A 13,604-nucleotide genomic window follows, 5' to 3' on the forward strand; every position below is an offset into this window, starting at 1 on the left:
GTCATGACGAAAGTCGCTATCGCAGGCGCTGGTGCCGTTGGTTTTACGTCCGCCTGTTTGCTCCGCCTCCTCGGCAATGACGTGACGCTCTGGTCGCCGTCGGGTCGTGGGACCATGGGCCTGCGTGAGAACAATAAAATCACCACGACGGGCAGCGTGAACGGCACGTTCGATGTGAATTTCGTCGAAGATCCAAAGCTTCTGGTCGAGTCCGCCAAGCTGATCCTGATCGCTATTCCGGCCTATGGTCAGCGCTCGATTTTCAATCAGCTGGTGCCCTATTTGACCGATGAGCACACCGTGCTGATCACCGGCGGTCAAATGGGTCTGGGCGATCTCTATCTCTCCAAGCTCTTGGCTGATGCGGGCAAGAAGACCCTGATTGCTGTGCTCAATGGTCCAATGACCATGGGGCGTAAGCTTGGCCCAAATGACGCTGTGCAAGTGCCGCCCAAGAAGATGGCGCGCATTTCAGCTATTCCAGCGGACCAGACCGACCGTGCTATCGCTGTTGTCTCTGAAGCCTTCGGTGACCGCTTCAAGGGCTTTGGCAGCGCCTTGGAAGTTGGCCTGATGGCCATGGGCGGCATTGTTCACTCCGGCCTTGTGATGGGCAATATCACCCGCATGGAAGAGGGTGAGGAATGGTGCGGCTATTACTACGTCACCGAGTCCATCAGTCGCCTGATCAATGCGCTCGACCAAGACCGCCGCGCTGTCGCCAAGGCCTTTGGCATCGATAGCCCAAGCGCTGCTGGGATTTTTACCCAGGGTCAGCGTCCTGACGCGACTGTTCGTGAAGTGCTGTTCCCACTGACCTACGAACGCACCTTCCGCAATGGTCCGCGCAAGATCGAGCACCGCTATGTTGAGGAAGAGATACCGTACAACCTTGTAACGCTTGAACGTTTTGGCCGCATTGCGGGCATTCAGACGCCAAATGTGACACGTGTCATCGACATGTATCAAATCATGCGCGATCGCGACTATCGCACCAAAAACACCATGGCCGTGGCGCTGGGTATCGACGAGCTGTCGGTCGATCAGATCAACCAGAAGTTCACTCAGGGCTTTTAAGCTTTTTGCCAGCGGCCGCACTGTGGGCGCTGGCGACTTACCCTGAATATCTGTCGCATGATGAGAAGCTGACCACGGACTGTGGCCAGCTTCTAACTTTTTGAGTGACTTGGTATTGGCAGAAAGGCCATCAGCGATAAGGCGCTTTGGCGTATCAGGGTGATGTTGGTGTCGCGCTGTTGTTTTCTGTACGGACTAACAAGAGGGCGACAATAGACGCGAAGATGCAAGCTATGCTGGTGCATAAGAATACCAGAGCACTGTCGAGGGCGTAAAGCTGTCCGGCGACGAGGATGAAGAGGGCCGAGATGAGCCCTGTCCCAGCGGCATAGGTGCCGGTTGCACTTGAGAGTGCTTCGACTGGGATGTTGCGGCGCATATAGGTGGCGACACCGATTTGGGTCATGGCCAGCGAACCAGTTTGCAAGAGCTGCATGAAGAGCGTGGGGTAGAGATCTGCCGAATAGGCGAAGGTGCCCCAGCGCAGAACGCTCGCTATGGTGCCAATGGCGATAATTTTGCCAGCAGTGAGGCGTGCGGAAACGCGGCTAGAGAGCGCGAAGGCGAACACTTCAGCGCCAACGCCAAGCGCCCAAAACGCGCCAATGGCGAGTGTTGAGTGACCAGCCTCGATCCAGCGGAACGTGCTGTAGGCGTAGAAGACGCCATGGCAGGATTGCGCGATTGCGGCGCTGCCAACGAGCAGCAAGAAGCTGCGGTTCCGTATGGCGGTGCTGATCGTGGCCAGCGAGGTCGCTTGATCGCGGGTGCGGGTTCTGCGCGGGAGGGCGCTGGCCAGAACGGCTTGGCACACCAGCACGACGCTGACCAAGACGATGACGGCCGCAGTGCCCTGCCAATCGACTAGATAGCCACACAGAAGCGTGGTGACGACAACAGCGCCAGAGCCCCAAGCGCGCACCTTGCCGAACTCAAGCCGCGTGGAGGCGAGGTTGGCGAGCAGGATGGACTCGCTCAGGGGAATGAACGGGGCGCTGACGAAGCGCGAGAAGAGGAAAATACCGGCTATGGCAACCGGCGTTGAGGCCAGCTGCAGCCCGGCATTGGCGAACAGGGCAAGAGCGATGAGGCCAAGGAGGATGAACTTGGCTTGGCCGGTTTTGTCTGCCAATCCGCCAACGATGGGATTGATCAAAACTGCCAATAGGGCCCCGGCGGCAGTCATGGTTCCAATGTCTTGGATGCTGAGGCCTTCAGACTGCAGCCACAGCGGCATGAAACTTATGCCAATTGCGATTTGGGCATAGAGCGCAAAATAATAGGCGTAGAACGACATGATGCAAAAACTGCCCTGACCGCATGGCCGGTATCGTATTGCATCCGCTGATTAAGTCAGCATGGCAAAAAGAGATATTTGCCGGTCGTAGGGCGAATATTTTTTGGCGAAGATCTCGTTGCCGCGCGCGACGGCTGCGCCGGAGCGCAGCCGTGGTGGAGGGTGATCAGCTTGCCGCTTTGAGCGCGTGGCTCGGCGGCGCTGCACCTGGAATGGAGGCGATCAACTCGCGGGTATAGGCGTGCTGAGGATTTAGGAAAATTTCGTCGGGCGTACCGGACTCGACGATAGCGCCCGCTTTCATCACATGCACCTGATGGGCGATCATGCGGACGACGGCGAGGTTGTGGCTGATGAAGAGATAGGAGAGGCCTAGCTCCTCCTGCAGCTTGGCCAGCAGAATGAGGATTTGTTCCTGCACCAGAACGTCGAGGGCGGAAACCGCTTCGTCGAGGACGACGAGTTCGGGTTTTAGGGCGAGGGCGCGGGCGATACCGACGCGCTGGCTCTGGCCGCCCGAAATTTCTGCAGGGCGACGATCGGCAAGGGCTGCGGGCAGGGCGACTTGCTGCAAAAGCTCATCGACCCGATCGCGGCGTTCGGCGGCGGTGCCGATGCCATGCAGGATCATCGGCTCTTCGACGGATTGGCGGACCGTGTAACGCGCATCAAGCGAGCCGAAGGGGTTTTGGAAGACGGGCTGAACGCGGCGGCGGAAGTCGAACAGGTCTTTGCCGCGCAAATGGGTGATGGTGCCGCTGTCAAAGACGATGTCGCCCGAGGTGGGCTCTTCGATCTTGAGCAGCATTTTGGCTGTGGTGGATTTTCCCGAGCCGGATTCCCCGACCACAGCGACGGTCTGGCCGCGCTGGATGGTGAAGGAGGAGTTCTGGACTGCGGTGAAATCGGCCCCCTTGGAGAACATGCCCTGACGGCCGGGATAGACTTTCTGGACGGCGACAAGCTCAACGAGGGGTCGACGGCTTGTGTCTTGGGTCGTGGGGAAGGGCCTGACCAGTGGTGGGGTGACCATGGTTGGCACGGCGGCAATCAAGCGGCGGGTGTATTCGTGCTGCGGATTGGCCATGACTTCGGCGGCCGTGCCGGTTTCAACGACATCACCACGATACATCACCACCACATCGTCACAGCGCTCTGCGGCGAGGGCGAGATCGTGGGTGATGAGGATGAGGGCGGTCCCCAACTGCTGGGTGAGGCTCTCGAGCTCTTCGAGAATGACCTTTTGCACCGTGACGTCGAGCGCGCTGGTGGGCTCGTCGGCGATCAGGAGGCGCGGGCGGCAGGCAAGGCCCATGGCGATGAGGACGCGCTGGCGCATGCCGCCGGAAAGCTCATGCGGATATTGGCGGGCGCGGCGGGCGGGCTCGTTGATGCCGACCATGTCGAGTAATTCGACGGCGCGCTTGAACGCTTGGGTGCTATTGGCCTGACCATGCACTTCGAGCGCTTCGGCGATCTGGGTGCCGACGCGCTGAAGCGGGTTGAGATTGGTCATCGGGTCCTGGGGGACGAGCCCGATGCTCTTGCCGCGCAGGGCACGGAGGCCCTTTTGGTCAAGCTTGGTGACGTCCTGACCATCAAAGAAAATCTCGCCAGTGGAGACGCGGCCATTATCGGCCAGAAGGCCATTGATGGCGGCAGCAATGGTGGATTTGCCGGACCCGGACTCGCCAACGATGGCCAGTTTTCGGCCTGCGGGCAGGGTGAGATTGAAATTGCGGACGGCGGTCACAGGGCCGCGCGAGGTCTCAAATTCGATGGACACATCGCGAAGAACGAGCAGTGGGTTCGAGCTTTCAGTCATGACAATGTCTCCTGCGAAAGGGGTGCGGAATTGAGGGTTTTGGTGCTGAGAGCGAGGATGAGCGCGATCAGCGTGGACACGCCGCCAAGGCCGAAGAGCCAGTAAAAACCTTCAGGGCCAGAGCGGGTGACGTAATCAAGGTGGAGCGCAACGATAACGGCTCCGGCGACGCTAGCGGCGGCTGCGCCCATCTGGCGGCTGAGCATATTGAAGCCATTGCTGGCGCCGAGCTTGTCCGTGGGGGTCGCGCTCATCAGGGCCACGGGCAGGGCTGCGAAGGCAAAGGAAATGCCGCCCGAGAGGAACATGGTCGAGAGCGCCACGTAGATGGAGTTATCGAGATAAAAACAGCGCGCCAAAAAGGCTGCGATGGAGACGGCTATGCCGGTGGCAATTGCGGCGCGGACACCTGAACGGACGACCATGAGCCCGGCCAAGGGCGGCGAGACAATGGCGATGAGGCTGGCGGGCAATTGCACAAAGCCGGTGGTGAGGACGGTGCCGCCAAGGCCGACGCCATTGTGCATGGGCATTTGGCTGATGGTGATGGTGCCGGTGAAGCTGAGGAAGAAGCCGAAACCGAGGAAGAGTGCGATGAGGTGGCTGGTCGAGACGGCCGGAACCCGCAGGAGGCTTAGATCCACAAAAGGTTGTGGCGTGCGGTTCTGGTGCCAGACCCAAGCACAGAGGAGCGCAGCGGCGATGATGAGCAGGGTGGCGCTCATGGGAATGGACATTTCGCCATCGGCAGCCAGGCTCAACGGCAAAAGAATGAGGGTAAGGATCAGACCAAGGCCCAGCGCGCCGGTGAGGTCAAAGCGCTGCTTTGAGATGGGGGCGACGGAGGGCACGACGACCCAGATGAGAAGGGTTGCGAGGACGGCGGAGCCGCCCATGATCCAGAATAGGGTTTGCCAGGTGCCGAAGGAGACGATGAAGCCCGCTAAAGGCACGCCCAGACTCGTGCCAATGCCGATGGTGCCGCCGATGATGCCGACGGCCATGGGCAGGCCTTCGACGTGCCAGAGGCGGCGCAGCATGGCCATTGAGAGGCCGACGATGCCGACAGAAAAGCCCTGCAGGACGCGCCCGATGATCATGGTAGTGAAATCGGTGGCGAGGGCGGAGATGAAAGAGCCAATGGCCAAGGCGACCAGCGAGAGCATGATCATCGACTTGAGTCCAAAACGGTCACCCAGCCAACCAACCAAGGGGGCGCCGATGGCGCCGACCAGCATGGTCGATGTCGCTACCCAAGAAGCGGCGGCGATGGAGACGTTGAACATCGAGGGAAAGAGCGGAAGCAGGGGCAGCACAAGGGTCTGCATCAGGGCACCGATGACCCCGGCAAACCCAAGCGCCACCAAGATTGCCGGCCGGGCCAAAGATTGGCCCGACCCTGCTGAGTGTGAAAGTGAAGACACAAGTGTTCCTAAGCAGCGTCGCTTGCAGAAGTCGCTGCCCAAGAGCGGGCGATGTCGGCGACGTTGACGACGTTGGCGAAGGACCAAGCCATGCCGAAAAGGGCATAGTGCTTACGCTCTGGGAGGAACTCGGCGACAGCATCGGCAACAACGAAGGTGCCATAGTCGCGCTGGCCTGCGTCGCGGACGGTGGTTTCCACGCAGATATTGGCGGTGACGCCGCAGACGATGACGTTGCGGACGCCCATGCCGGTGAGCACTGGCTCAAGGCGGGTGCCGTAGAAGGAGCTTGGACGGGACTTGTCGATGACAACTTCATCGGGCTGTACGTTCAGCTCTGGGATGATCTCGATTTCGGCAGTGCCGTAGCCAAGCGAATTGGTGGACTTACGGGCTTCTGGGTTTGCACCGTATTTGCGACCGAAATCGACCATGCCGGGGGAGTAAACGTAGCGGGTGAAGATCACCGGCACGCCATTGGCGCGGGCAAGGTTGACGAGCTCGATGGTGCCCGGAATGGCCTCACGCAAAGGGGTGACGTCGAAACCGGCCTGACCGAGGCTATCGTTATTGTCGAAGAAGGCGCGCTGCATATCGACAACGATTACTGCGGTTTCGTGCTTTGGAACGTCGCCGGTGTATTCGCGGATTGGGTGGAGTTCAGCCATTTTAATATCCCTCTGAAATCAGTGAATTAGTTGAAAACGATCATGCCATCGGGACGCGGGGACCACTCGACGTCTGGGGTGACAGCGTAGGAATAGGTGTCCACGAACAGCGGTGCGTAGAAGGTGTTTTCGGTAACGATGGTGCTGATCTGAGCCAGTGTTGCGGCGCGTGCGTTCTGCGCTGCAGTGCCAACCTGAACGTCGAGCAGAGCGTCGATGTCAGCATTGTTGGCGTAGCCCTGACCGCCCGAGCGGAGCAGCATGTTGAAGGGCAGGTCTGCGTCCATCACCGATGGGGCAAAGGCGTGGAGGTAGAAGCCGCCAAGCGAGGCCGAGAACCACGAATTGGAGAAGGTGTTGGCTTCTTGCGGGTCGAGGGTCACGGTGATGCCCGCTTCGCCGAGGAAGAAGGCGATGGCCTGTGCAACCTGATCAATCTGCGGCAGACCAGTATTTGGGTAGGTCAGGGGGATGGCCGTGCCGTCATAGCCAGCTTCGGCAACTAGAGCCTTGGCCTGATCGAGATTGTAGGTCGTGGGGGCGATGTCTGGGCTGTAGCCGAAGGACACCGGGGCTACGAGCTGGGAAGCTGGCTCGGCAGCGCCATTGAGCAGACGCGAGGACAGCAGCTGACGATCCAGCGCCAGATCGGCGGCCTTACGCAGCTTGGCATTGCTCAGCTGAGCCGTGGTGGCGTTAAAGCCGAGATAGACAACGCGGTTGGACTGCTGGTGGACAACCTTGGCGCTGCCCGAGCCTTCAACGGCTGGCACGCTGGATGGGCCAAGAAGGGCAATGTCGAGATCGCCGGACTGAACCGAGTTGGCGCGGGTGGTCTCATCGGGAACCGGCTGGAAGATGACGGTTTCGTAGGTACCCTTATTGCCCCAATAGGCGTCAAAGCGCTGAAGAGTGATGGTGTCGCTATTGGCCCAGTTTTCGACCGAGTATGGGCCGCTGCCGATGGGCTTGCGGGCATAGGCTTCGACGCCCATGGTCTCAAATGCGGCCTTGGAAATGATCGGGATCAGCGTCGCCTGACGGTCGAACGGTGCGTATGGGATTTTCAGCGAGAAGATGATGCGATTGCCTTCAGCGCTGATGCTTTCGACCGTCGAGAGATAGCCACCGAGACGCGAGGTCTTGTCGGTCATGGCTGTTTCATAGGTGAAGAGCACGTCTTCAGCGGTGACAGGCGAACCGTCGTGGAAGGTGGCGCCTTCACGCAGGTTGAAGGTCCAAGTCTTGAGGTCTTCCGAGGCTGCCCAAGCGTCAGCCAAGCGCGGAACAACAGCGCCCGAGGCGTCAATGCCGGTCAGCTGATCAAAGACGTTATAGAAAACGTTCAGGGCTGGCAGGCTGGTGTCGTAGATCGGGTTGAGGCTGACAGGCTCGGCGACCAGTGCTGCGGTGACGCTGGTTTTGTCGGCAGCGAAGGCTGGCGACAGCGCGGTCATGGCGAGAAGGGCGGTGGTGGTTGCCAGCAGAGTGCGACGTGAGAGGATCATAGTGTTCTCCAGTGTTGGGTAGGTGGAGGAAACGGAAGGGCGGAAGTTCAACCGCGAGACGGGGCGCGATTGAGGGATTGGGAGGCGAACTGAATGCCGCCGATGAGGAAGAAGATGACCAAGGCCGGCAGGAGGGTGAGCGGCAAATTTGTCTGCAGATAACGCTGACCTTCGCTGATCATTAGACCCAGGCTCGGGGTCGGAGGCTGGATGCCCAGACCAATGAAGCTGAGGGAGGATTCAACGGTGATGATGACGCCGACGTCGAAGGCGGCGAGCACGAGCACAGCGGGCAGAACATTGGGCAGGAGATGCTTGCGCATGATCCACCAGCTGGAGCCACCGGCCGTAGTGACGGCGGTGATGAATTCGCGCTCCCGCAGCGAGATGACCTGAGCCCGGACGACGCGACCATAACCGACCCAGTTGACGCAACCGAGGAGGATCACCAGCAAAAGAGGGCTTGAGCCGAGGGCGGCGACCAGAACGATGAGCAGAAGAACAGTTGGGATGGCCAATTGCACATTGCCCAGCGCCATGAGGAGGCTGTCGACCGGGCCGCGCATCCAACCGGCCAAGAGGCCGATGACGATGCCGATGACGGCCGAGATGCACACAGCACCAAGAGCGACTAGAACAGAGACACTGGCCGCGACCGACAGGCGGCTCAAGATATCGCGGCCCAGAGCGTCGGTGCCCAGCGGGTGAGCCGGATTGGTGAAGGCGGGTTCGAGCGCAAAGAACAGGCTCTGCTTATTGGGATCAAACCCTGACCACAGAGGCACCAAGGCCATGAGCGCCAGAACACCGGCGAGCATGATGATGGCGACCCAAAGAGAAAAGGGCAGGCGAGGCAGGCGGATCGTTTTGGTGGTCTTTTCGGGCGTGACAGATGTTGGGGTCATGAGAGCCTCACGCGCGGATCGAGGACCGCATAGAGAATGTCGACAACGATGTTGATGAGGATGAACACAGCAGCGGTGACGACTACGCCGGCCTGCACGATGGGGTAATCACGCTGGGTGACGCCCTGGACGATGAGACGTCCCATGCCCGGCCAATTGAACACCATCTCCAGCACCACAGTGCCGCCGATGAGGATGCCCAGATTGATGCCTGCGACCGTGATGACCGGCAGAATGGCATTTGGCAGCATGTGGCGGAAAACGAGGCGGTTGCGGCTGATGCCCTTGGCAATGGCCGTGCGGACCCAATCGTTACGCCGCATCTCATCAAAGAAGGTGTTGAAGAGGCGCAGGTAGAGCGCGATTTCAAATGTCGCCATGGTCAGAACTGGGATGACATAGCTGGCGGTGGAATTGCGGCCGATGGCGGGCAAGACGCCCATATTCACCGAGAGGATGAGAATGAGCAGGATGCCGAAAAGATAGGGCGGCACCGACTGGCGGAATGTTGCGACCCACAGGAGGCCGTTGCGCAGGCGACGATTGCCCGTCACTTCGCCTAAGACCGCCAGAAGCAGCGCAACGGCAAAGCCGATGACAAAGGATGTGATCGCGAGTTCTAAGGTCGCGGGGAGGCGCTCCAGCACGATTTCGAGGGCGGGACGCTGCTGACGCAGAGAGTCACCCAGATCGCCGGTCACGGCCTTCGCCATGAAGTCGAAGTATTGTTCTACAACAGGACGATTAAGCCCGAGCGTCTCGCGCATGGCGTCGACATCGGCCTGTGTCGCTTGGTCTGGCAGCAGCAAGCGGACCGGGTCGCCGGTCATTCGCGCCAGAAAAAACACGAAGGTAAGGATTGCCAGCAGGGTCAACAGACCCCATGCAATACGGGTGAGAATATAGCGTGGCATCGCTCGCCTCTAAATGTCCAACAATTAGAGGCTAAGGGGCTATCTCGCACTCCGGCAACAAAAAAGCTGTCCGGGAGGCGAAAAAAAGTTTAAATGATGAGCATGAAATCGTTGTGATTAAAATTTAATCGCGCGCTGTGCCGTGCAGGGCCGGAATGCTGATTTTGGGGGCTTCTTTGATAGAAAAACCAACCAAGGGTAAGGCTTTGGCCGTGCGCAAGGTGCAGAGTGCTTATTTGCAGATTGCTGAGCAATTGCGGGACTTAATCCTGCAAGGCGCGCTGCAACCGGGAGAGCAACTGCCTTCGGAGGCTCAGCTGTCTGCCAATTTTGGCGTCAGTCGGAACACCACCAGAGAAGCGCTTCGGGTGTTGAGTTCGCAGGGATTGGTGCAGACGTCGCGGGGAATCACCGGCGGCACATTCGTCGTCATTCCCGATGTGAGCTTTGTGCAGGCCAATATTGAGAACGGCCTGGGCCTCATGACCGCCGGGGAGCAAATTTCGGAAGCCGAGATTCTGGAGACGCGTCTGGCATTAGAACTGCCTGCAGCGCGTTGGGCGGCGGAGCGTCGGACAGAGCAAGACCTTGAGCGCATTCGGCTTGCGGCGCGAAGCGTTGAGCGCGGTAAGGTGTTGAGCGAGCGCACCGACCACAGTGTGGATTTCCATCAGGCCGTGATGGAGGCGGCGGGTAACCGTTTGATGGCTGTTATCGCGCCGCCCGTGTGGCGCATCTTTGCCCATTGCGCCAAGAGCAGTCCGGGTCGTCCCCATCTCTGGCATGACATTGATTGTGATCATGCCGAGATTTTGGATCATATCGAAGCGCGAGAGCCCGATAAGGCAGAGGACGCGATGCGCGTCCATCTGCTGCGTTTGCGCTCGATTGATTAAGCGGCGTTGGTGCGCTGAGGAGCGAGTTTTGGCTCGGGGCCGCTCAGCATCCACTTGTCAGCAGGGGCGTTCATATCGGCAAGGTATTCCTTGGCGATTTTGATGGCGCGATAGACGTCGCCCGTCATCAGACAGCGATTGATCTCGGTGATGAAGGGGACCGAGTTCGGGTGCTCGGCCAACATGTCGTCAACCACTTTGAAATAAGCGTCGTGATGGGTGGCGACATTGGCATCGAGATACATTTTCTGCAGCACCAAGCGCAACTGAGAGGGCGTATCCTGAGCGGTATCAGCATCCACAGCAAACTCACCCCGCAGCACGGGCACGCTCCCACTGATCAACAGCGTAGATGATCCGCGTGAGACAATCTCTACACGCGTGTCGCCAATGAGAACGCTTTCGCCGGGCTTGAGGGTGAGCTTGAGGGACATGGTTCTTACCGCAGGTAGTCGAGTAGGCTCAGATTGCTGACCTTTGCCATGGTGGCGAAGGACGCTTGCAACTGCATCTCATAGGATGTGAGGCGTACCGCCACCTGGGTGACGTCGACGTCGCGAACGCCTGACAGGTCCGCTTTGAACATTTCCTGGAAATCTTCTTCGCGGCGAACTGAGCGTTCGAGTGCTGCAGCATTGAGCGAGAGGGTGCCTTGCACGCCCGCTGCATTGTTGATCGCGTCCATAATCAGGTTCAGCGAGTCATCAACGGTGGTCGCGCCAAAAACGCCGTTTGTATCGGCGATAATGGAAAGCGCGCGGAAGGCCTTTTCAAAGGCTGGATCGCTCGCCGCAACGCCGTAGCTTACCGACTGTTCTGCCGAGACCTGAGCCGACGCCAAGGCGTCGTTGCCCATGTAGTAGTCGGTATAGGGCTGGGTAGGATCTGCAAGAGTGTAGTTGGCCAAATCGACCGGAAGAGTGGTCGTTGCGCTACCGCCGAAGAGATAGCGGCCCTCGTACTGGGAATTGAGCAGAGCGCCCAATTCGGTCATCGTGAAGGATGCATTGTTGGCGAGAGATGCCCGCGTCTCGGCATCGGAATTGACGCTCTTGATGCCGGCCAACGCCACACGGAAATTGCTCAGCAGTTCGTTGACGGTGTCCATGATGCCGTACATGACGGCAACACGGCTCGACGCTTCCTGGGCTGATGCTGTGTAGGTCTGCGAGCGGGCCAGAGAGATTTCGAGATCAATCAGGACCTTGCCGCTGGCGCCATATTCACCAAGCGCGTTGGACTTAATGCCACTCGCTTGCTGCATCTGCATTTCCGCCATGCGGGACTGGGTTTGTAGGGATGCTGCGAGCATCCGGTCATTTAGAGCGAACGTCGCTACGCGCATTGCCATGCGAAGTGCCTCCCTTACTTCACAACGCCCAGAAGGGCATCGAACATGTCATTGAGGACCTGCAGCAGTTGGGCTGCAGTGGTGTATTGCTGCTCAAGCTCAGAAACGCGGGCGATTTCTTCATCAACGTTTACGCCGCTTTGTGCGGAAATGGCGGTGGTGAGGGTCTCGTAGGTGTTCTGCTTGCTGTCGAGCGTGTTGCCAGCTGTGCTCGCGCTGATGGCTGAGCGCGAGGCGATCAGGCCAGCGTATGAGGCAAAGCTTGACGAGGCTGCGGCGAGGCCACCAGCGGCGGGGAAATCATGCTTATCGGTGACGCTCTTTTGGAGGGTCTTAGCGAGGGCAGGCGAGACGCCAGCGGCGCTGGCGCCGACGACGAGCGGATCGTCCGTGCTGAGTGAGGCTGTCGACAGCCCGGTCGGCGCGGCGCGGATGTCCGCCCGAACGGCGACGTTGCGGCCATCGGTTCCAACGATCAGATCGTTAAACCCGAAAGCGGCGGAAACGCCCTTGCCACCAATGTCGCTCGAAATGTCGGCGAAGGAGATGCCATTGCCAGCGGTCGAGCTGATGGAGAATTTGCCGCTCGCGTCAATGCTGGCATCAAGTCCTGGTACGGCATCGATCGCTGCTGCGAAGTCGTCGAACGTTGCGTAATTCGCAAGGTCGAAGTCGCTGTAGGCGACCAGGGTGCCGTCAGGATTGATCTCGGCGACGCGGAAAGTGCCGTTACCGTTGAGCGCGTCCGTGCCAACAACTTGGGCGTTGCTGGTGACGCTGGACGGGGCAGGCAGGCTGGTGCCCTGATTGTAGGCCGCGTTGACGCTTTCGATCAGCGACTGCGCGAAGGTATCAATCTCGGCCTGGGTCGCGGGCAGGTTGACGTCGCGCTGATAGAGCTGCGCGCCAATCTTGCCAGAGGTGATCGCGCTGGTGACGTTCTTGCCGTCCAACATGATCGGGCTGAAGACCGTTTCGGTGGTGACGAAAGCCGAGCCGGTGTAGTTCAGCTTATGGACAGTGCCATCGAGAAGGGCTGCACCAGAGGCGGTGTATATCTTCATGGTGTTGTCTGGGCTGACATAGGCCGAAACATTCATTTCAGCGGCAATGTCCTGAAGCGCTACGGCGCGGCGATCTTCGAGATCTGCCGTCATGTCGCCGCGGGCTGCAGCTTGCTTAATGTCTTTGTTCAGCGCGTGGATGGCTTCGAGGCGCTGATTGACCGTGGTAACGCCGTCGGCAATGCCTTCGTCCGCGCTGGCGCGCAGGCTCTGGGTGCCGGTGGAGATGGCGCGCAGATTGCTGACCAGAGTGTCGAGCGTGTCGACAAGCTGAACCTGCAAGGTCTGGCTTTCCGGGGTGCCAGAGAGCTGAGCCAGTGCGGTTTCAAAAGCCGATACGTGGTTAGCGAGCGTGTTGCTCGAGTCATCGCTAGAGATGGTGCCGAACAGGGCCTGAACGCGATCAGCGAACTGCTTCAGAGCGGATGCTGAAGCGAGTTCGCTGGTTGCTGCATTGAGGCTTTTGAGCAGATATTTATCGGCTGAGCCACTGACTGAGGCGACTTCAACACCGGCTCCCAAACCGCCTGTGGCGGTCATCAATTGGGTGCCGGTTTTCCGCGTGTACCCAGCGGTATCTGCGTTGGCGATATTTGACGCCGCAATCTGCATATTCACCTGGGACGAGGCGAGTGCGCTGGTTGCGGTATTACGGATTGCAGCAAACGACATTGC

General features: G+C 59.4%; 12 protein-coding genes. 2 read left to right on the plus strand and 10 right to left on the minus strand.

The window, feature by feature from the left end; all coding sequences use genetic code 11:
- The first annotated feature begins 3 nt into the window (after positions 1 to 3).
- Positions 4 to 1,077, plus strand: coding sequence for an NAD/NADP-dependent octopine/nopaline dehydrogenase family protein (locus tag JHC09_RS11190; RefSeq protein WP_169195414.1), 1,074 nt, complete (start codon positions 4 to 6; stop codon positions 1,075 to 1,077).
- 154 nt (positions 1,078 to 1,231) lie between these two features.
- On the opposite strand, the gene JHC09_RS11195 is transcribed toward JHC09_RS11190, so the two are convergent.
- The 7 genes from JHC09_RS11195 to JHC09_RS11225 form a co-directional block, all read right to left on the minus strand.
- The gene (locus JHC09_RS11195) at positions 1,232 to 2,374 is read right to left on the minus strand and encodes an MFS transporter (RefSeq protein WP_199532001.1); all 1,143 of its coding nucleotides are present in this window, start codon (positions 2,372 to 2,374) and stop codon (positions 1,232 to 1,234) included.
- A gap of 166 nt (positions 2,375 to 2,540) precedes the next feature.
- On the minus strand, positions 2,541 to 4,199 hold the full coding sequence (locus JHC09_RS11200; RefSeq protein ID WP_199532002.1) for an ABC transporter ATP-binding protein: 1,659 nt from the start codon (positions 4,197 to 4,199) through the stop codon (positions 2,541 to 2,543).
- Positions 4,196 to 5,623 (minus strand): MFS transporter, encoded by a 1,428-nt coding sequence (locus JHC09_RS11205; RefSeq protein ID WP_210338155.1) that lies wholly within the window; start codon positions 5,621 to 5,623, stop codon positions 4,196 to 4,198. The genes JHC09_RS11200 and JHC09_RS11205 overlap by 4 nt, the downstream gene beginning before the upstream one ends.
- An 8-nt stretch (positions 5,624 to 5,631) precedes the next feature.
- Complete coding sequence (locus JHC09_RS11210; protein ID WP_169195417.1) at positions 5,632 to 6,291, minus strand: isochorismatase family cysteine hydrolase; 660 nt, start codon at positions 6,289 to 6,291, stop codon at positions 5,632 to 5,634.
- A 26-nt stretch (positions 6,292 to 6,317) separates the two neighbouring features.
- Entirely contained in the window at positions 6,318 to 7,799 is a 1,482-nt protein-coding gene (locus JHC09_RS11215; protein ID WP_199532004.1) for an ABC transporter substrate-binding protein, read from the minus strand.
- Between the two features lie 47 nt (positions 7,800 to 7,846).
- Positions 7,847 to 8,704, minus strand: coding sequence for an ABC transporter permease (locus tag JHC09_RS11220; protein WP_199532005.1), 858 nt, complete (start codon positions 8,702 to 8,704; stop codon positions 7,847 to 7,849).
- Positions 8,701 to 9,618 carry an ABC transporter permease gene (locus JHC09_RS11225; RefSeq protein WP_169195420.1) on the minus strand — a complete coding sequence of 306 codons (918 nt, stop codon included), beginning with the start codon at positions 9,616 to 9,618 and terminating at the stop codon, positions 8,701 to 8,703. The genes JHC09_RS11220 and JHC09_RS11225 overlap by 4 nt, the downstream gene beginning before the upstream one ends.
- A gap of 176 nt (positions 9,619 to 9,794) precedes the next feature.
- On the opposite strand from JHC09_RS11225, the gene JHC09_RS11230 reads away from it, so the two are divergent.
- Positions 9,795 to 10,514, plus strand: a complete 720-nt coding sequence (locus JHC09_RS11230; protein WP_169195421.1) for a FadR/GntR family transcriptional regulator — start codon at positions 9,795 to 9,797, stop codon at positions 10,512 to 10,514.
- Here the strand turns inward: JHC09_RS11230 and JHC09_RS11235 are convergent.
- Genes JHC09_RS11235 through flgK form a run of 3 tightly spaced genes read right to left on the minus strand, consistent with a single transcriptional unit; the run spans position 10,511 to position 13,601 of the window.
- Complete coding sequence (locus JHC09_RS11235; RefSeq protein WP_199532006.1) at positions 10,511 to 10,948, minus strand: flagellar biosynthesis repressor FlbT; 438 nt, start codon at positions 10,946 to 10,948, stop codon at positions 10,511 to 10,513. The two genes, JHC09_RS11230 and JHC09_RS11235, sit on opposite strands and share 4 nt — an antisense overlap.
- A gap of 5 nt (positions 10,949 to 10,953) precedes the next feature.
- A complete protein-coding gene (locus tag JHC09_RS11240; RefSeq protein WP_199532007.1) occupies positions 10,954 to 11,865 on the minus strand; it encodes a flagellin in 912 nt (303 codons plus the stop codon).
- Positions 11,866 to 11,879: 14 nt separating this feature from the next.
- Entirely contained in the window at positions 11,880 to 13,601 is a 1,722-nt protein-coding gene (gene flgK, locus JHC09_RS11245) for a flagellar hook-associated protein FlgK (RefSeq protein WP_199532008.1), read from the minus strand.
- Between the last annotated feature and the right edge of the window lie 3 nt (positions 13,602 to 13,604).

Source organism: Devosia sp. MC532 (assembly GCF_016461625.1).
Lineage (GTDB): Bacteria > Pseudomonadota > Alphaproteobacteria > Rhizobiales > Devosiaceae > Devosia.

Excerpts from the sequence above, each read along its gene's own strand:
- JHC09_RS11190 (WP_169195414.1), top strand. The coding sequence starts at position 4 with ATGACGAAAGTCGCTATCGCAGGCGCTGGTGCCGTTGGTTTTACGTCC.
- JHC09_RS11195 (WP_199532001.1), bottom strand. The coding sequence starts at position 2,374 with ATGTCGTTCTACGCCTATTATTTTGCGCTCTATGCCCAAATCGCAATT.
- JHC09_RS11200 (WP_199532002.1), bottom strand. The coding sequence starts at position 4,199 with ATGACTGAAAGCTCGAACCCACTGCTCGTTCTTCGCGATGTGTCCATC.
- JHC09_RS11210 (WP_169195417.1), bottom strand. The coding sequence starts at position 6,291 with ATGGCTGAACTCCACCCAATCCGCGAATACACCGGCGACGTTCCAAAG.
- JHC09_RS11215 (WP_199532004.1), bottom strand. The coding sequence starts at position 7,799 with ATGATCCTCTCACGTCGCACTCTGCTGGCAACCACCACCGCCCTTCTC.
- JHC09_RS11220 (WP_199532005.1), bottom strand. The coding sequence starts at position 8,704 with ATGACCCCAACATCTGTCACGCCCGAAAAGACCACCAAAACGATCCGC.
- JHC09_RS11225 (WP_169195420.1), bottom strand. The coding sequence starts at position 9,618 with ATGCCACGCTATATTCTCACCCGTATTGCATGGGGTCTGTTGACCCTG.
- JHC09_RS11235 (WP_199532006.1), bottom strand. The coding sequence starts at position 10,948 with ATGTCCCTCAAGCTCACCCTCAAGCCCGGCGAAAGCGTTCTCATTGGC.
- JHC09_RS11240 (WP_199532007.1), bottom strand. The coding sequence starts at position 11,865 with ATGGCAATGCGCGTAGCGACGTTCGCTCTAAATGACCGGATGCTCGCA.
- flgK (WP_199532008.1), bottom strand. The coding sequence starts at position 13,601 with ATGTCGTTTGCTGCAATCCGTAATACCGCAACCAGCGCACTCGCCTCG.